Below are 18,930 nucleotides of genomic sequence, written 5' to 3' on the forward strand. Positions count from 1 at the left end.
TTTCGAGCTATAATTAATCGAGATTATATGCGGATAGTTTTTATGGGTACACCTGAGTTTGCGGTGCCCAGTCTTCAGATTTTACATGAAAATGGCTGCAATATTGTTGGGGTGATCACTGCTCCTGATAAGCCAAAAGGTAGAGGCAAAAAGCTTCAGGGTACACCTGTAAAGGAATATGCCGAAAGTGCAGGCCTTCAGGTGCTACAACCTACGAACCTTAAGTCTGAGGAGTTTCTATCAGAACTGCGCGTTTTGAAAGCTGATCTGCAGATAGTTGTAGCATTCAGGATGCTACCAGAGGTAGTTTGGGATATGCCAGAAAGAGGGACTTTCAACTTGCACGGTTCTTTACTTCCACAGTATCGTGGAGCCGCTCCAATCAATTGGGCCATTATGAATGGTGAAAAAGAAACTGGTGTTACCACGTTTTTCCTAAAGCATGAGATTGATACAGGAAGTGTTATCCTTCAAGAAAAAGAATCCATTGGTTCAGAAGATACTGTTGGGGATGTTTATGGAAGATTGATGCATAAAGGGGCTGGTTTGGTGCTCAAGACTGTACTTACGATAGAAGAAGGAGATGTTCAATTGAAGCCACAAGTTGAGTCCAGAGACTTGAAATCAGCACCAAAAATTCATAAAGAAACTTGTGAAATAGACTGGGCTAAAGAGAGTGAAACTATCAGAAATTTTGTTAGAGGCTTATCTCCTTATCCTGCAGCATGGACCACACTTGGAGGGAAAAAATTCAAAGTGTATAAAGTCCGGTCAGCGCAAAGAGGCAATAAAACGATTGGTGAGTTTGAAACAGATAATAAAACTTACTTATCTGTAAAAACAAAAGACGGATGGCTAGATTTGATAGACCTTCAAATGGAAGGAAAAAAACGGATGCCAATAGATGATTTATTGAGAGGATTTAAATTTGATTGAAATGAAGGTATCACTGATCGCCGCTATGACTAAGAATCGGGTCATTGGAATCAATAATGATTTACCCTGGCATCTGCCGGATGACATGAAGTATTTTATGGAGACCACGAAAGGGCACGTGGTAATCATGGGTCGTAAGAATTTTGATTCCTTACCTCCTAAGTTTAAACCATTGCCTCATCGAACGAATGTTATTCTTACCAGACAACAGGGATTTGAGGTTAATGATTGTGTGGTGTATCATGATATAAATGATGCCTATGTCTTTGCTGATGAGCAAGGAGAGCAAGAGTTATTTGTGATAGGCGGTGGACAAATTTATCAAATGGCTATGGAGCGAGCAGACATGATTTACCTGACTGAAATAGATGCACATATCGAAAATGGAGAAGTGTTTTTTCCTGAAATGACAGGTGATTGGAAGGAAGTATCAAGGGAGCATCACCCAGCGGATGAACGTCATAAATTTTCATTTGATTTTGTTAAATACGAAAAGATAAAAAATTGAAATACTTCGAAAATAGGAACATATGGATCACTGGTGCTTCTAGCGGCATAGGTGAAGGATTGGTACAGCATTTGAGTAAAGTGAAATGTAACCTTGTGATTTCTGCCCGCCGTGTGGAAGAATTGGAGCGCGTAAAGTCAGAAAATAAGCACGCTGCTACTATAGAGATATTACCACTCGATTTGGCTGATGGACCATCTTTAGAAGAAAAAGCCAAAAAAGCAGAAGAATTCTTTGGAGGTGTTGATATGCTCTTCAATAATGGAGGCATCAGTCAACGCGACAAAGTGATCAATACTTCCATGGATGTACAACGGCAGATTATGGAAGTCAACTACTTTGGGACTATAGCTTTATCAAAATTTGTACTTCCTGGAATGGTAGAGCGGGGCTTTGGTCATCATGTGGCTGTCACCAGTGCAGTGGGTATATTGTATTCTCCGCTAAGGGCAGGTTATTCAGCCTCTAAGCACGCTGTTCATGGCTTCTTTGATTGCCTTCGTGCGGAGCATTATCAGGATGGAATTAAAGTGACTTTGATTTTGCCTGGCTATGTTAATACAAAAATTTCTTACAATGCATTGATGGGAGACGGGTCAAAGCAAAATACACTAGATCAAGCACAAGCCAATGGATTGACAGTCGATCAATTGGTTGTTAAAATGCTCAAAAGTGTAGCTGCGCAAAAGGAAGAGAGCTACATCGGAGGGTTGAAAGAGGTGTTTGGAATTTATGTAAAGCGATTTTTCCCAACACTTTTTTCTAAAATCGTTAGAAAAGTGGCAGTAACCTAAATGAAACCCGCAGCCTTATAGGCAATTATTCCTATCCACTCTTTAGTTAATATAGTCCAGATTTTCAGTCCATACAAAGAAGGGATAAGGATATCATCTGGGGTGTAATAAAGCTTACGGCCGTAGTAATCTGTTGGAAATGGGGTTACTGATAAATGCACTTTTTCAAAGCATTTTCTTGCACGATACATGTGAAAGGCGGAGGTGATTAAAATAGCTTTATCAGATGTTTCAGATATGAGTTCCTTTGAAAATTGAGCGTTTTCTCTTGTGTTTCGAGCCTTGTCCTCCATGATAATGTCAGATTGAGGAATGCCACTACCAAGCGCAAAACCTTTTAGTGCATGGGCTTCTTTGTTCCCTTCAAAGGTGAGAGTTCCACTACCTCCTGTGATAAGAATTTTTTCAATAATACCCTTCTTGTAAAGATCAATAGCATGTACAATTCGGTCTGCTCCCTTGTTAAACTGTACACGATCAAACGGTGGGCGATTGGGATTGGTAATACCTGAAAGCACGATGCCATAGGTATAGGTATTGTCTATTTCCTCATAAAGGAGAGCCTCTGGCTCCCAAGTGTTAATAGTAACGGTGGCTATAAATGGATTCGTAAAGAATAGAAAAAGGCCGAAAGCTACCCATCTCAATTTCTTTTTATACCTATCCTTTTTTACCAGTATTGAGAAAATAATCAACCAAGCCAACAAGCTAGTCGGCATGATCAACCAATAGGCAATCTTGGATAGAATGAAAAACATCAGTAATGCTATTTACCGAAACTGTTAACGACTTTTCTAAACCAATCAAAATAAAGTGATATCACCAGTAGAACTGACATCAGCCAGATAACTATCACATTGAAATATAAGGTGTCGTAATAGTTGCCTAGGAAGTGCTTTTGAGGCGCATAAAAGTGAGATCTGATATCCAATGCATGATTAGGGACGGGCACATTATAAATAGGATAGATCTTCTGGATCAATTCCTTTTTTGTTTCTAACAAACGGTTTTCCGCGGTGCTGTTTTTTAGGAAAAACACGATGGCCTCATTCTCATTATCTTTTCGAAGTTGGGCAAATGCTTCTAACTTCTCATCCGTATCTGTCATCGTCTTTGTGAGCTTATCGCGATCTTCCGTGGCTTTCTTTAGACGGTTGTTATAAATCTTTCTCATGATTTTGATGAATTTTTCAGTTTCATCAAAAGTGGCCTTATCAAACTTACCTGGTGTAAGATTCTCTAAGGCTTTGAATTTATCCCTTGGAATTCCTCCCAAGTCCATTTCCTTAGAAAGTTCTTTTTGAATAAGTTTTAATTTATCAGTAACCTTTTGTTTTTTGTCACTATCCTCTGAACCAAAGTTGGAATGAACGTAATCAAGGTTAGCTTCTATAGCCGAGTAATAGTAAACGCTTTTGAACTCTGAATTTGCAATGGTTTGGTCGTACTCGAAGAAATTTCTTTCAAACTCATTGTCTTTGAACTGTGTCACTGCCAGAGCCTCATAGCCCCACTTAGATGCCATGAGCTCCCCAATGATTGGTACTTTCTTAGAATTGCTCAATAGGGGGTGAAGTTTATCAAAGTTCACCACCACACCACTTAAGATAAGTTGTGGGATGATAAGTAGTGGGATTAAGATATATATCGTAACAGCAGAATTGAAGGCTGAAGATATATTGAGTCCCATAATGTTGGCAAAACAGGATACACTGAACATCACCAGCCAAAAGGAGAGGGTCATGCCGTTTATTCCCAAAACAAGATCGCCTATTAGCACGAACATCAAAGTCTGTAGTGCAGATAGACCAAATAAGATGGCCATTTTTGATACGAGATAACTAAAGCGACTGAGATTCAAGAACGATTCTCGTTTCAGAATTTTCCTATCCTTAAAAATTTCTTCTGCACTCACAGTCAGCCCCATGAATAGCGCCACAATAATGGCCATGAAGAAGAAGGCTGGAATGTTGGGATTTTCTCTGAATATATATTCATTTGAGCCCTCAGGAGTATATCTAATAATGAAAGCAAGAATAACTGCAAGAAGCGGAGCCTCAAGTAAGTTAATCGCTAAATATTGTTTGTTGCTAAGTTTTGAGGCTATGTCGCGGCCAGCAAAAATCAGTAATTGCTTAATCCTGTTCGGAATTTTCAGCGTTTTCTCGGGTTGATCCTCTGATTCATCAGCGGGTTTGATTGTTACTCTTTCCGCGAAGTAGCTGTTCCAATCTTGTGGAGAGATTTTTCTTTGATCGGTAAGCTTGCCATATTCATCTACTACTTTGGTTTCGATGATATTGAATATTTGCTCTGAGTTAACATTCCCACATTCAATACACGAGCCGGCGTCCTTATCAATCAGGTCAACAATGTTCTTGAAATAGATGACAGCCTCCACTGGGTTGCCATAATATATTTGATAACCACCGACATCTAGGATGACGAGTTTATCAAACATTTTAAAAATTTCTGAGGATGGCTGGTGAATGACTACAAAGACCATTTTGCCTTTCAGAGAAAGCTCTTTCAAGAGATCCATAATGTTTTCAGAATCTCTGGAAGATAGTCCCGAAGTAGGCTCATCTACGAAAAGTACTGATGGTTCTCTGAGTAACTCCAGTCCAATGTTTACTCTTTTTCTTTGCCCACCACTAATTGTTTTTTGGAGAGGCGAACCTACTTTGAGATTGCGGGTTTCACTCAGCCCTAGTGCAGCGAGTGTTTTGTCCACAAGCTGATGTAGTTCTTCATTGCTCATGTCAGCAAAGCAAAGCTTGGCTGCATAATAGAGGTTTTCCGATACGGTGAGTTCCTCAATTAGAAGGTCATCTTGAGGGACATAACCGATAACACCTTCCACCTTACTTTTATCCTTATTGATGTCAATGCCGTTGATTCTTACTGTGCCCTGAGAAGGAGTTTCATTACCATTCAATACATTGAGTAAGGTCGATTTACCAGCGCCACTTCCGCCCATAAGGCCAACAAGTTTACCTGAACTTTCAGCAATGGTAATGTCTCGCAGCCCTTGATGTCCGTTAGGGAATGTGAAACCGATATTTTCAGCAACAAATGAAATTTTGGAATCGGAACCTTCCTCTCTAAACTCAGATACTACATCGCTATAGTAAATGGGGTCAATTTTAGAGCTTCGAATCGTGCTACCAGATGAGAATACAATAATCTTATTTTTTCTTACATGGACTCCATTTAGCGTAAGCGCAGAATCGCCCATGTATTTCATGAAGTACATTTCCAGTGCCGGAAGTCTGAAGAAGGCAATGTATCCGGAAAGGAAAGCTCTTTTTAGATGCTTAGCTGCTGTATTTGGCCCCGCACCCTGGCTGTCATCAACGATCAGAATATTGTCGGCACTCAGCTCGGAACGTTCTTTTGTAATCACAAAGGACTTAATATGATCAACGGCTTTGGTAGAGAAATTGAATGACTCACCGATCAAATGAAGCAGCTCCAGTTCTCTATCCGAAATCTCACCATCAGCCATGATGACCTCCAGAACTTTGAGTATTACAACAATTTTTTGCTGCTGTGTGAGCTCCTGATTGACCTGCTTGGCAAGGATGGTAATCTCTTTCTGCTCACCGAACGACACCTCGCGGTCACCAGACATGTGGCTGGTCAACTGATCAAACAGTTGCATGTATTTTAGGCTTTCGTCCTTGCTTAAATTTTCGAGTAGAAAGTCCTCAATGGCACTTCTTTCGTCCTCAGTTACATCATCTTCTTTGGCTACAATAGCGAGTAGGTGGATGATGGCTTTTAACAGTTGCTCACTCATAGTTTAGATTGAGATTTACGGATGGAATTGATCTTTAAATATAGGTCAAATTAGGGCAGAAATAAAAAAAGCATTGAACAATACATTCAATGCTTTTTCGACCGAAAGAATGATAGATTATTTTACCATTTCGGTTCTAATTCTCTTTACTTCTGATATGATATCAACTAACATATCTCTATTTAGCATGAAGTTTGGATCACCTTCTGCGATTTTTTTGTCAATTTCAGCAAGATCTTCTTGATAAAGTACTCTTAAGATATCGAATTCAGCAACTACCTCAGCAATTGTGTCATCACTCTTTAAGTCTTTTAGTAGTCGTACTACGTCATTCAATGGCTCTTTTTGGTCAATGATAATTTTAACCAATGGCTCTAGAATCAAGTTTCTGCTTGCTTCCGGGAGTAAGTCTTCTGGATAAGTGTCGATCACCATAACAGATAGATATAGGCCCTCGATATAGCTGCCAGAAAGTACCAAAGCAATAGTTTGCAGTCTGTCTGTTGCCTCCAGTTTTTCTTCAGCAACATCCATAGCGTAATTGATCAAATTAGCCAAAGAGTCTCTGTTGCCGAGATTTTTTTCAAATCTCTCCATCAACTCTAACTCAAATGCAGATGCAATGCCAATTTGATCCGCCAGCTTCTGACAGGTTTCCATGTATTTCAAGGCATCTTGAACTTGATCGTATGCAGAAAGATATCCTATATCTGTTGCGTAAGCGCCAAGGTTCATGGCAGCTTTGTCAGTAGAGTTTTCGTATTTGGTAACATTGTTCAGGTCGTTAATCAAATCTGCATTGAAATCAGACCCAGTAGCTTGAAGCAAGTAAGGTACTTCTGATGGTGGTGGCATGTCGTGTACCACTTTGTCTATTTCTTCGATAAGCTGATTTTCTGCTTCTTCAAAAGCTTCAGCTTCAATTTCGGCGGCAACTTTTTTGGAATTTCCTCCGCAAGAACAAATGAAAACAGTCAACGCAATAGCAAAGCAAAGGTTGATGGTTTGTTTATAGTTGATCATAGTTTGTGTTTTATGAATTTCTCAACGCCAATTTTAATATATTTTTGAATGGATATAAAGCACTGTTTGAAATAATTTGAACCGTTACGTCTGATTGGAGGTAAAATTGATTAATAATTGATATTATTAAGAAAAGACCCGTATATATACTCATGAAATTTAAAAGATACCTATTGCTACTCACTTGTGTTTGTACAGTTTGCACCCAGCTTTGGGCTCAAGATAAAACGCAAACTTTCTACTCAAATGGAGTGTTAAAAACTGAAGGAGTGCTCAATGAAAGCGGAAAGGATGGGCAGTGGACATACTACTTCCCAACAGGAAAGATTAATGCTGTAGAAAATTATGAGAAAGGGGAGTTGGTTGGAGAGTCAACTACTTACTATGAGAATGGTAAGGTAAAAAGCAAAGAAAATTGGCACGCTGGTCTGCTGGAAGATAGTGCTTTTTATTACTATGAATCAGGCCAACTGAAGAGAAAGGGAGTCTACAATATGGGCTTGTATGAAGGGAATTGGATTGCTTCCCATGAAAATGGCAATTTAAAAAGTAAAGGGTCATACAAAATGGGATTGCCGGACGGCTTATGGGAAGTGTATACTGAAGGAGAGGTACTATTTCAAAAGGGAAACTATAAAGAAGGAAAGGAAGAAGGATATTGGGAGTTTTTTGATAGCGAAGGCAGATTGAATTTTTCAGGGAATTACAAAAATGGGAAAGAGATAGGAGAGTGGTTTGAGTATTCGAAGAAGGGGAAGAAAAAACTGTATTTTGACTATGGGTATTAGTTGAAATTTGTGGTATCTATCGAATGATTTATAGTTCCGTTTAGGGGGAGTAGTTTTTTTGGTTGACTTAGAAGGAGTAAGACAAACCAAACCTTTACTCATGCAACAACAAACCAAACTAATTCTCCTATTTCTGTTCCTGTGGTTAGCGCAAAAAACTCAAGCTCAAGAAGACAAGCGTGCAGAAAATACAATTCTTAAGATTGATAAAGAAAAGAACCCCTACTCCAAGTCAAAAAACAGATACCTAACCAAAAATGGCTTTGATGTAAAAAGCTATGAATGGAATGACTCTGAGATTAACTTATATCTAAAAAAATCCTTAAAGAACCGAGCAGCGTCGAATATAACGTTAGGTTCAGGAGTGGGTTTGGTTATTCTAAATTTGGCTGCAAATGCTATGGGGCAAATTGCCCATACAGCTAATAATAACTCGGAAGGAGAGTATAAACCTTATACTTCTCTATATTGGATAGGTGGTGCAGCTATTTGTTCTTCGATTGCATTTCGTCTTGTCTCTGCTAAGCAAATTGAAAGAGCGAACAAATTAAAACAGCAATAGGAATCATGGAAGACTTATGTCTTCATATTGAAAAACCGGAAATGAATGAAAAGTTGATTAGATAAAAATGACATGCAACAACAAATCAAACTCATCTTGCTATTCATGTTCTTGTGGTTAGTACAAAAAGCAAATGGGCAAACTCAATCGAGTCGGGCAGATAAATCCATTCTTGTATTACATAAGTCTCAATTAAGATATGTGGAAAGGCATGGCTTTTCAACTTTCGAATATGATTGGAAAGATGAAGAAGTGAATTTAATGTTGAATGGAGCTTTTTCTGACAGAAGCTCCTCATCTCCGTTTGTTGTTCTGGGTGCAGTGTCGGCGGGAGCGGGCTTGTTTCTGCATGTTTTTTCGGGCATGGCTGATACCGAAGAAAGGAAAGATAAAGTCGTAAGGACAGCGAATAGTTTTTTGTTTACATCTGCCGGATTTTTTACCATTTCGATTGCACTTTCGTCTTCTGGAGCAAAGAAGGTTAGAAAAGCAGAAAAAATAAGGGCACAACTGTATAACAAAAAAACAATTCTCTTGCCCAGTGATCTAGATTAATTGTAACGCAAAAAAACTATAAGAATTAATCGCCATTACTCCTTTGCAATACCACATGCAAGTTACGTTTAAACTCATTTTCTGGAGGATAGTGTAAAATGCTCAAGCTACTCTTAATCCGAATTTGGGGCATGTATCTCTTTTCGCTACTTTAGATTCCTTTGTTGTAGGAGTAATATTATATGGTATATCGAAAAAAAACTGGCATTGGCAGATTTTTGAGTTCATGAGCTAACCACTTTCTATACACAATTAGTGACTGTTTGAAAGAAAACTGGTAAATTATAAGTCAATCATTCTCGACAAACTCTTAAACTATTATGGATATGAATTCTATTCTTTATCTAATAGCCTTAATAAGTGCTATTTGGGTCATTTTTGAAGTGTTGACTAAACAAAAAAGTATGAGCGGAGGAAGCAAAGCATTATGGATTATTTGCGCTTTGTTTTTCAGCATAATTACTGCGATCGTTTATTATTTCACAAAGAAAAAATAATAATAGGAGGTGATCGGTTACTTAGGCGATCACCTTATACTGAATTTCATCCATCGCCTCCAACTTATCAAGTAGACCGTTGTCTGGCTCTATTTTCACTTTACGCGAAAGTAAATTGACTTGCATATTCTCCTCTTCGTCTACAATATCAAGTTTGAGTAAACTACTGCCTGCGTACTCAGAAGTTAACTTTTTGATTTCATGGATCAGTCCATCGTTTACATCTTGAAGCTTAATTCTTAGGTTGAGACCCTTGGTTTTTTCTCCTCTGATTTCAGTGAGCAAATCCATGGACTTTACTTTGAGCTCTAATTCTTCCCCTTTCCAACGGTTCTGTACTGCGCATTGAAAATAAAGGAACCAGCCAGTCTCAAAGTACTCTTTGAACTTGATATAGTCGTCTGAAAACAAAAAGAAAGTAAAAGAGTCTGTGAAATCCTCCAAGGTGATCGTGCCGAACGGCTTGCCGTTTTTGGTGACGCGATGGCCAACTGCTGACACCTGACCCGCGATTTTGATGCTTCCTTTTTTCTGAAGTTCTGTCAGGTCACCGTTTAGTTCTTTAATAGATGTATTGGTGAATTGGTCAATTTCAAACTTGAATTGATCTAGGGGATGACCGGAGATGTAGAGACCGACCACTTCTTTCTCTATCCTCAATTTTTCTAACTCTGAAAATGGTTCAACGGTAGAAACAGTAGGGGTAGGAATAGATACACCTGAGTCACCTCCGAACAATGAAGCCTGTGCACTGGCTTCTTCCTGCTCCATCTTGTTGGCGTACTTGATAGCCTTTTCGATCAAACTTGGTTCTCCGTCATCCGTGATTAGATATTGTCTTCTGTGATATACTTCAAAGCAATCAAACCCTCCAGATTGTGCTAAGGCCTCGAGTGTCTTTTTATTTACTGAGCGTAAATTGATTCGAGTCACAAAGTCAAAGAAGTCTTTGAACTTGCCATTCTCTTCACGTTCTTCAATAATGGAAATGGCCGCTGCCTCACCTGCACCTTTGATGGCACCCATTCCGAATCTAATTTTCCCTTCGTCATTCACTTGAAAGAAAACCCCCGATTCATTGACATCTGGTCCTAAAACAGGAATCTTCCTCACCCGGCATTCTTCCATAAAGAAGCTGACCTTCTCAATGTTGTTTTGGTTGTGCGTAAGTACCGCTGCCATATATTCGGCAGGGTAGTGGGCCTTGAGGTAAGCGGTATGATACGCAACTACAGAGTAGCAAGTAGAGTGCGACTTGTTGAAAGCGTAGGCGGCGAAGGCTTCCCAATCCTTCCATACTTTTTGAACCTTGGCCTCGTCGTGCCCGCGTTCCAAACAGCCTTCTACAAACTTAGGCTTGAGCTGATCCAGGATAGCCTGAATCTTCTTACCCATCGCCTTTCGAAGCATATCGGCCTCACCTTTGGTGAATCCAGCCAACTTCTGTGAAAGTCGCATCACCTGCTCCTGATAGACAGTAATACCGTACGTTTCGGCCAGATATTCTTCCATACCCTCCAAATCATATTCGATTTCCTCAGTACCCATCTTACGGGCAATAAAGTTGGGGATATACTCCATCGGTCCCGGCCGATAGAGGGCGTTCATCGCAATCAAATCTTCGAATCTATCAGGTTTGAGTGAACGCAAGTGCTTCTGCATACCAGGCGACTCAAACTGGAAAGTACCATTGGTTTCCCCGCGCTGGTAGAGTTCGTAGGTCTTCTTATCGTCAAGAGGAATATCATCAGGGATGATCTCTACTCCATGTCGTTTTTTTACGTTGGCGCAAGCCGTTTTAATAATGGACAGGGTCTTGAGTCCCAAGAAGTCCATTTTTAGCATGCCCGCACTTTCCACTACGCTGTTGTCAAACTGAGTTACCAACAGATCAGAATCTTTGGCCACACCCACGGGTACATGCTGAGTAATATCACTTGGCGTGATGATGACACCACAGGCATGAATACCAGTGTTTCTTACTGATCCTTCTAGTACTTTGGCTTGTTGAATCACTTCGGATTTTAGTCCATGGCCACTTTCCATGGATTGGAGTTCCTTTACCTCTTTAAAGGCTTTGTCTAAACTAATGCCGGGTCTTTCTGGGATTAGTTTGGCTATCGAGTCTGTATCGGGTAGAGGCAGCTCCATCACTCGACCAGAATCCCGAATAGAGGACTTTGCAGCCATGGTACCATAGGTGATGATCTGAGCTACCTGAGTCTGACCGTATTTATCAATTACATATTGGATTACTTTGTCGCGCCCTTCATCGTCGAAGTCAATATCAATATCGGGTAGTGATACACGATCAGGGTTCAAGAAACGCTCAAAAAGCAGATCATAGGCGATCGGGTCTACATTCGTAATACCAATGCAATAGGCCACGGCCGATCCTGCGGCCGATCCTCGACCTGGTCCAACAGAAACACCCATTTCTCTCGATTTGGTAGTGAAGTCCTGAACGATCAAGAAATAGCCTGGATAACCTGAGTTCTCGATTGTTTTCAGTTCAAAATCTAACCGTTCAGTAATCTCTTCAGTAATCTCCCCATAGCGTTTTTTGGCTCCTTCATAAGTTAGGTGTCGTAGAAAGTTGTTCTCGCCTCGTTTGCCACCATCTTCGTCATCTTTTGGATCTTTGAATTCTTCTGGAATGTCGTAGGCAGGTAGGAGCACATCTCGGGACAATCGATATTCCTCAACGGAGTCAATCAGCACTTTGATGTTTTCAATTGCTTCAGGAATATCCGCAAACAACGCTTTCATTTCCTCCTGAGTTTTGAAATAATACTGGTCATTAGGTAGTGCATCACGATAAGCACGTCCTCGACCTACTTCGTCATTGATACTTTTACCATCTTTGATACAGAGCAATACATCATGTGCCTTGGACTCTCCTTTGTCTATATAGTGCACATGATTGGAGGCGATCATTTTTATCTCATGCTTTACAGCAAATTCTTGAAGTATTTCGTTTAAGTGATTTTCTTCATCCAACCCATGTCGGTTGAGTTCGATATAAAGATCATCACCAAACTGCTCTTTCCACCAGAGGAGGGCTGTTTCTGCTTGCTCTTCGCCTTGATTCAATGCCAGTGAGGGTACTTCGCACATCAATCCTCCAGTAAGACAGATGATGTCTTCTTTATATTGCTGGATTAGCTCCTTGTCAATTCTTGGATAAAACCCGTACAACCCTTCCATGTGGCCCAAAGAGGAAAGTTTGGCCAGATTGTGATAGCCCTTTTTGTTTTTGGCCAATAGCACAATCCGTGTCATTCGATCTGGATTGTCCTTGGTGAATTTGAGTGTCTTGCGCTCTTCTGAAATGAAAAACTCCTGACCAAGTATAGGTTTGATGCCTTCCTTGATGGCACCTTCCACGAAGTGGTAACCACCGTACATATTGCCCAAATCTGTAAGGCCTACTGCAGGCATGCCAAGCTCCTTTGCTTTGGCGATCAGGGGTTTGATTTTAGGCGTGGCTTGTAATACCGAGAACTGAGAGTGGACGTGAAGGTGGCAAAAAGGCGCATCGATCTTCTTGGCTGCCTCAGTGTCAATGTCTACACCTTTTTTGTCATCTTTAACAGCAAAGTTAGCAGCGGCTAGATCCGGTGCCTCGTATTTGATGTTTTCCTTGGCAGTATCGTCGAGCGGCGCAATGACCCCTTCTGTCAATAGCCCAAAGAAACATTTGGCTGTAGCGTCTACATCGTATGCTGCATCATGTGCATCATCAAAACCTACTCCAAAAAGCTTGGTGTGAAGTTCAGTCAGTGTAGGCCATTTGAATTTGCCGCCACGTCCTGGGATGGCCACGAACTCAGTGGACTCATCTTTTGTATCTATGGAGTTGACTGGAGCTAAATCGTTGTTTCGCTCCTTACGCAAATATTCAGCGCCTACTATATTTAAATCAAACTCAACATTATGGCCTATAACCGCCTTTATTTTTGTTAAGTCTTCAGAGAAGATACTTAGGACTTCATTTAGGTCATGACCTTCTTCTTCTGCTCTTTTGGTGGAAATGCCATGGATCTTCTGGGCGTTAAAGGGAATAGTATATCCTTCAGGTTTGACGATGTAATTCTTATCACTGATAAGCGAGCCATCATTTGCATGCACTTGCCAAGCGAGTTGTACCAGTCGCGGCCAGTTGTCAAGGTCCTCCAGCGGGGCGTTGTAGTTCTTGGGTAATCCGGTGGTCTCAGTATCGAATATTAGGTACATGTGTAATTAACCTTAGTTTGTCATCTCGACCAGAGGGAGAGATCTTTTTTGGCTTATGATGTGCATCATATTGGCTAAGATTTCTCGTTTCACTCGAAATGACAGGGTGAAAAAATGATCGCAGTGAATAGGACATTAAAACTAGAAATTTTAGGCGGATATACGGAGTCGTTAGGAGGGAAGTTTTCCACAATTTCGAGAATAAACTCTTTCAAAGTATAAAACTTTGGAAGAGTTTAAGTTAACCTGCAATGATGTAATTCAATCCTTCTTTATATCCTTCAGATTTTAAAAAATCGCGCACCTCATCTCTTCGATTCCTATTAGTGATATAGCTGACGATAAACGGCTGATGGGTAGGCTTGATGTCTTTGAAATGAACACAAGGATAATCTCTGAGCTGTTTGTCTTTTTTTATGTCAATGTAGCCTGCAATTTTTATGTCATGATCAAGCAAGTATTGACTTCGCTTATATCCGAGCTTACCGGCTCCCCAAACCCAGACTTTGGTTTGGTTTATAAGTTTTAGGTGCTTGGCTAGATATTCAGATTTAATTTGGAAGAAAGCATCATTGGAATAGCGTGAATCCGTTCTTGTCAAGCGGTTTGGGCTGTCATTCCAGTCGAGAAGAGGATGGGGCAGTTTCTCAATTTTATGGCCTTTGTTCAAAGCCCTAAGAAACCACTCGTAATCTTCTGGAAAATTTCCCTCTTTCATGTAACCGACGTCCTCAAGTAGAGACTTTCTAAACATGAGGGTAGGGTTGACCACCGGGAACTCTACGAATCGATTTTGATAGACATCTTCCCATGTGATCAACTTGTTACTCCATTCCACGAAATGCGAAAAATCGCCTAGATCTTCGTTCTCTGTTTGGTAGCGAACTTGCGTGGCGGAAATGGAAATATCTGGATTAGATTCCAGGTGTTTAAGTTGTCTTTCGAGTCGTTCAGGGTATGCCAGGTCATCTGCATCCATACGTGCAATGTACCTGCCTTGGGCAACTTTCATACCGGAGTTGGCAGCGAAGACTACACCTTGTTGGTTTTCTGTTAGCAGTTTTATTTTGGGGTTGGTTTTGGCTAAACTTCTTGCTACGTCTTCACTTTTATCGAAGGAGTTGTTGTTGATAAGCAGAAGCTCGAAGTTTTGGTAGCTTTGATTCAGTATACTTTGGGTGGCTCTTTTAAGGGTTAAAGAAGAGTTGCAATATGGAAGGATTATAGATACAAGCATGTCATTAAACAAGGAAGGTTCATCCAACTAAGATGAACCTTCCTAAAATCTTAAAAAAATAATCTCTTATTCAAAATTAATGATTGGTATATCACAATCAACAGCGAATTGTAAAAGTTTAAGTGCGTCAGTATCAGAAAAATCTTCGCTCTCGAATTTACTCTTGCTAAATTCACTTGTTACTTTATCATATAAGCAGTCACATTGTTCTTCAGTGCCTTGTTCTTCGGAAACACACTCTGCTTTAATTGCTTCAATTTCAGTATCACTCCAGCCGTTATTGTCATCATCGTCATCGTTGCAGGAAGTAGCTACAAATAACATTGGCAAAATAAATAAGATGGCCAAAAGAGAGTTTTTCAATTTATTCATGATTTTCAGTTTAGTTTATAAGTAAGTTAAAAAAAAACGTCAGTACCTCACAAAAGGTAATGACGTTCTATGTTCTTTAGAACAGATTGATTAGATATTGTCAGAGGAAGCCTTCGCTGCCAGATACTCTCTATTCAGTCTAGCAATGTGTGTCACGCTAATTTCCTTAGGGCAAACAGCTTCACAAGCCTGTGTATTGGTACAGTTACCAAAACCTTCTTCTTCCATCTGTGCTACCATATTTTCTACTCTTGTTTGGCGTTCTACCTGTCCTTGAGGAAGTAGGGCCAATTGAGAAACTTTAGCTGCTGTGAAGAGCATGGCTGAAGCATTTTTACATGCCGCTACACAGGCACCGCATCCAATACACTGCGCCGCATCCATGGCTTCGTCAGCGATTACTTTCGGAATCGGAATTTCGTTGGCGTCAGGCACGCCTCCAGTGTTTACATTTACATAACCGCCTGCCTGGATGATTCTGTCAAACGAACTTCTGTCTACCACCAAATCCTTTTGTACAGGGAAAGCAGCGGCTCTCCATGGTTCAATCACAATGATGTCACCGTCTTTAAACGATCTCATATGGAGCTGGCAGGTAGTTACTGCATCTTTGGGGCCATGAGGCTTACCATTGATGTATAGTGAGCACATACCGCAGATGCCTTCTCTACAATCGTGGTCGAAATGTACCGGATCTTTTCCTTCTCTAGATAGATCTTCGTTCAACACGTCAAGCATTTCAAGAAATGACATGTCTGGTGATACGTCCGAAACATTGTATGATTCGAAAGCACCTTTATCATTAGCGTTTTTCTGTCTCCAGATTTTTAATTTCAGATTCATATCAATTCTTATTTATAGCTTCTTTGGGTCAATTTCACATTTTCGAATTCGAGTTTCTCTTTGTTGAGTTTTTCCTCTTTGCCTTCGCCTTGGTATTCCCAAGCAGCTACGTAAGAAAACTCATCATCAATTCTTAAGGCTTCGCCTTCGGGTGTTTGTGATTCTTCACGGAAGTGGCCGCCACAAGACTCTTTCCTGTTTTGGGCATCATCGATCATTAACTCTCCCAGTTCGATGAAGTCAGCTACTCTGTTGGCCTTCTCCAAAGACATATTCATCTCTTCATTGTCACCCAACACTTTTACATTCTTCCAGAACTCATCTTTCAGCGCTTTGATTTTGCCTTTAGCAGTTTTCAAACCTTCTTCGTTTCTGGCCATACCACAGTATTCCCACATGATGTGACCCAATTCTTTGTGAAAGTCATCCACCGTCTTGTCACCGTTGATGCTCAAGAGTTTCTGAATTCTATCTTTAACCTCTTTTTCAGCCTTTTGGAATTCTTCGTGATTTGTTGGAATCTTATCATAAGGCATGTCCGCCAAATAATCACCAATAGTATATGGCAACACGAAGTATCCATCTGCCAATCCTTGCATCAAGGCACTTGCCCCAAGTCTGTTGGCGCCGTGATCGGAGAAGTTAGCTTCACCGGCAGCATACAATCCAGGAACCGTAGTCATTAGGTTGTAGTCCACCCAAAGACCACCCATGGTGTAGTGTACTGCAGGGTAGATCATCATTGGCATTTCGTATGGGTCGTCTCCTGTGATCTGCTTGTACATATCGAAGAGGTTTCCGTACTTGCCTTTGATGGTTTCGTAACCATCCCGCTTGATCGCTTCGGAGAAATCAAGGAATACAGCCAAACCAGTATTGCCAACTCCGCGACCTTCATCGCACATTTGCTTGGCATTTCGTGAAGCTACGTCTCTTGGTACCAGGTTACCAAAGGCAGGGTATTTTCTTTCCAGGTAATAATCTCTTTCGTCTTCAGGAATCTTAGCAGCATCCGCTGCTTTGAGTCCCTTTACAGCTGTTTTTGGTACCCAAATTCTACCGTCGTTCCTCAATGACTCAGACATCAAAGTCAATTTTGACTGGTGATCGCCTGATACGGGTATACATGTAGGGTGAATCTGTGTGTAACATGGGTTGCCGAAGAAAGCACCTTTTTTGTGCGCTCTCCAGGCGGCTGTAACATTCGATCCCATGGCGTTGGTAGAGAGGAAGAATACGTTGCCGTATCCACCCGTCGCCAATACCACGGCATGTGCACTGTGAGATTCGATCTCACCAGTGATCAGGTTTCTTGTGACTATACCACGGGCCTGACCATTCACGATCACTACATCTAGCATCTCGGTTCTGGCGTGCAGTTGCACTTTACCAGAAGCTACTTGTCTACTCAAAGCACTGTATGCCCCCAGTAGTAACTGTTGTCCCGTTTGACCACGAGCGTAGAAAGTACGTGAAACTTGAGCTCCACCAAATGATCGATTGTCTAATAATCCACCATAATCACGAGCAAATGGCACGCCTTGCGCCACACACTGATCGATGATATTAACGGATACTTCAGCTAATCTGTGAATGTTTGCTTCACGGCCTCGGTAGTCACCGCCTTTGATAGTGTCGTAAAATAGTCTGAAGACTGAGTCTCCATCATTTTGATAGTTTTTTGCAGCATTGATGCCACCCTGTGCGGCAATACTGTGCGCCCTTCTTGGACTATCTTGAAAGCAGAAGGATTTTACATTGTAGCCGAGCTCCCCAAAAGAAGCGGCTGCAGATGCTCCGGCCAATCCGGTTCCTACTACTATGATGTCATATTTTCTTTTGTTGGCTGGGTTGACCAGTTTGCTCTTGAACTTATGCTTCGTCCACTTCTCAGCTAACGGTCCTTCAGGTATTTTGGAATCTAAAGCCATTATATATAGGTCTTAATTTTCTGTATTGATTAAAATTTAATTCCGAGTAGCATACAAATAGGAATACTTGCAAACCCTAATGGAATAAGAATAGAATACACTAAACCGAGTTTAGATATAAATGGCGTGTATTTTTTATGATTAAGTCCCATGGACTGAAAAGCACTTGAAAAGCCGTGTGACAAATGAAGCGCTAGAAATATCATGCACAGCACGTAGAATCCGGCATAGAGTGGATCAGCGAAGAGTGTCTGTACGATTTGATAAACATCTTTGTATTCCACACCGTCATAGGTGGCGAATGGAATTGCACCAAACTTGAATTCATACCAAAAGCCTCGAAGGTGAGCAATTATGAATATCAAAGTAATAATACCCAATAGCGCCATGTTTTTAGAAGCCCAACTACTCTTAGAGTCCTTGGTAGCTACATGGTATCGAACATTTCTTGCCGCTTTATTTTTCATCGTTAAGATGATTCCATCAATGACGTGAACCAGGATAAAAAAGAAGTTGCCATAAGACACCACTTTGATGAACAAATTGTTGGCCATGCCAGTAGCGTAAACATTAAATGCTTTACCGCCATCATCAAAAAGGAGCTGAAGATTTCCAGCGAGATGAACCACCAGAAACAAAATTAGAAATAGCCCAGTCAGTGCCATCAAGAGTTTTTTGCCGACGCTGCCTGAAAGTGTTTGTGTAAACCAACTCATACTACGATTGTTGAAAATTTAGATGCTAAATGATGCCTCAAATATATAGTTGAGGGGCGTAGCAACCAATGATATGCGAAATTCAGTTTTGGTATTTAGACTAATTATAAATTAGAGTTTAGGGAATTGA

Annotated in this window: 16 protein-coding genes; 7 read left to right on the forward strand and 9 right to left on the reverse strand. The window is 40.7% G+C overall.

Annotated elements, in window-relative coordinates:
* Positions 1-27 precede the first annotated feature (27 nt).
* Genes fmt through ACO6S2_RS09970 form a run of 3 tightly spaced genes read left to right on the forward strand, consistent with a single transcriptional unit; the run spans position 28 to position 2,238 of the window.
* A complete protein-coding gene (gene fmt, locus ACO6S2_RS09960) occupies positions 28-936 on the forward strand; it encodes a methionyl-tRNA formyltransferase (protein ID WP_422362349.1) in 909 nt (302 codons plus the stop codon).
* A gap of 1 nt (position 937) precedes the next feature.
* A complete protein-coding gene (locus tag ACO6S2_RS09965) occupies positions 938-1,444 on the forward strand; it encodes a dihydrofolate reductase (protein ID WP_422362350.1) in 507 nt (168 codons plus the stop codon).
* The gene (locus ACO6S2_RS09970) at positions 1,441-2,238 is read left to right on the forward strand and encodes an SDR family NAD(P)-dependent oxidoreductase (RefSeq protein WP_422362351.1); all 798 of its coding nucleotides are present in this window, start codon (positions 1,441-1,443) and stop codon (positions 2,236-2,238) included. The genes ACO6S2_RS09965 and ACO6S2_RS09970 overlap by 4 nt, the downstream gene beginning before the upstream one ends.
* Here the strand turns inward: ACO6S2_RS09970 and ACO6S2_RS09975 are convergent.
* From ACO6S2_RS09975 to ACO6S2_RS09985, 3 genes are all read right to left on the reverse strand, one after another.
* Positions 2,235-2,996 carry a YdcF family protein gene (locus ACO6S2_RS09975; RefSeq protein ID WP_422362352.1) on the reverse strand — a complete coding sequence of 254 codons (762 nt, stop codon included), beginning with the start codon at positions 2,994-2,996 and terminating at the stop codon, positions 2,235-2,237. The genes ACO6S2_RS09970 and ACO6S2_RS09975 overlap by 4 nt on opposite strands.
* 8 nt (positions 2,997-3,004) lie before the next feature.
* Entirely contained in the window at positions 3,005-6,040 is a 3,036-nt protein-coding gene (locus tag ACO6S2_RS09980) for an ATP-binding cassette domain-containing protein (RefSeq protein ID WP_422362353.1), read from the reverse strand.
* Between the two features lie 117 nt (positions 6,041-6,157).
* Positions 6,158-7,063: a hypothetical protein gene (locus ACO6S2_RS09985; protein WP_422362354.1), complete on the reverse strand. Its 906-nt coding sequence runs from the start codon at positions 7,061-7,063 to the stop codon at positions 6,158-6,160.
* Between the two features lie 152 nt (positions 7,064-7,215).
* Between ACO6S2_RS09985 and ACO6S2_RS09990 the strand changes: the two genes are divergently transcribed.
* The 4 genes from ACO6S2_RS09990 to ACO6S2_RS10005 all read left to right on the forward strand — a co-directional run bounded on the left by ACO6S2_RS09990 (position 7,216) and on the right by ACO6S2_RS10005 (position 9,465).
* Complete coding sequence (locus tag ACO6S2_RS09990) at positions 7,216-7,851, forward strand: toxin-antitoxin system YwqK family antitoxin (protein WP_422362355.1); 636 nt, start codon at positions 7,216-7,218, stop codon at positions 7,849-7,851.
* 100 nt (positions 7,852-7,951) lie between these two features.
* Entirely contained in the window at positions 7,952-8,413 is a 462-nt protein-coding gene (locus ACO6S2_RS09995) for a hypothetical protein (RefSeq protein WP_422362356.1), read from the forward strand.
* A 72-nt stretch (positions 8,414-8,485) separates the two neighbouring features.
* Entirely contained in the window at positions 8,486-8,968 is a 483-nt protein-coding gene (locus ACO6S2_RS10000; RefSeq protein WP_422362357.1) for a hypothetical protein, read from the forward strand.
* Positions 8,969-9,294: 326 nt separating this feature from the next.
* A complete protein-coding gene (locus ACO6S2_RS10005) occupies positions 9,295-9,465 on the forward strand; it encodes a PLDc N-terminal domain-containing protein (RefSeq protein ID WP_422362358.1) in 171 nt (56 codons plus the stop codon).
* A gap of 21 nt (positions 9,466-9,486) precedes the next feature.
* Here the strand turns inward: ACO6S2_RS10005 and dnaE are convergent, their stop codons facing one another.
* The 6 genes from dnaE to ACO6S2_RS10035 form a co-directional block, all read right to left on the reverse strand.
* Positions 9,487-13,701: a DNA polymerase III subunit alpha gene (dnaE, locus tag ACO6S2_RS10010; RefSeq protein WP_422362359.1), complete on the reverse strand. Its 4,215-nt coding sequence runs from the start codon at positions 13,699-13,701 to the stop codon at positions 9,487-9,489.
* Between the two features lie 241 nt (positions 13,702-13,942).
* On the reverse strand, positions 13,943-14,938 hold the full coding sequence (locus ACO6S2_RS10015) for a glycosyltransferase family 2 protein (protein WP_422362360.1): 996 nt from the start codon (positions 14,936-14,938) through the stop codon (positions 13,943-13,945).
* Between the two features lie 66 nt (positions 14,939-15,004).
* Positions 15,005-15,310, reverse strand: a complete 306-nt coding sequence (locus ACO6S2_RS10020) for a hypothetical protein (protein ID WP_422362361.1) — start codon at positions 15,308-15,310, stop codon at positions 15,005-15,007.
* 90 nt (positions 15,311-15,400) lie between these two features.
* Positions 15,401-16,153, reverse strand: coding sequence for a succinate dehydrogenase/fumarate reductase iron-sulfur subunit (locus tag ACO6S2_RS10025; protein ID WP_422362362.1), 753 nt, complete (start codon positions 16,151-16,153; stop codon positions 15,401-15,403).
* Between the two features lie 8 nt (positions 16,154-16,161).
* Positions 16,162-18,084 (reverse strand): fumarate reductase/succinate dehydrogenase flavoprotein subunit, encoded by a 1,923-nt coding sequence (locus tag ACO6S2_RS10030; protein WP_422362363.1) that lies wholly within the window; start codon positions 18,082-18,084, stop codon positions 16,162-16,164.
* A 29-nt stretch (positions 18,085-18,113) separates the two neighbouring features.
* Entirely contained in the window at positions 18,114-18,800 is a 687-nt protein-coding gene (locus ACO6S2_RS10035; protein WP_422362364.1) for a succinate dehydrogenase cytochrome b subunit, read from the reverse strand.
* Between the last annotated feature and the right edge of the window lie 130 nt (positions 18,801-18,930).

It is taken from the genome of Reichenbachiella sp. (assembly GCF_965233835.1).
GTDB lineage: Bacteria > Bacteroidota > Bacteroidia > Cytophagales > Cyclobacteriaceae > Reichenbachiella.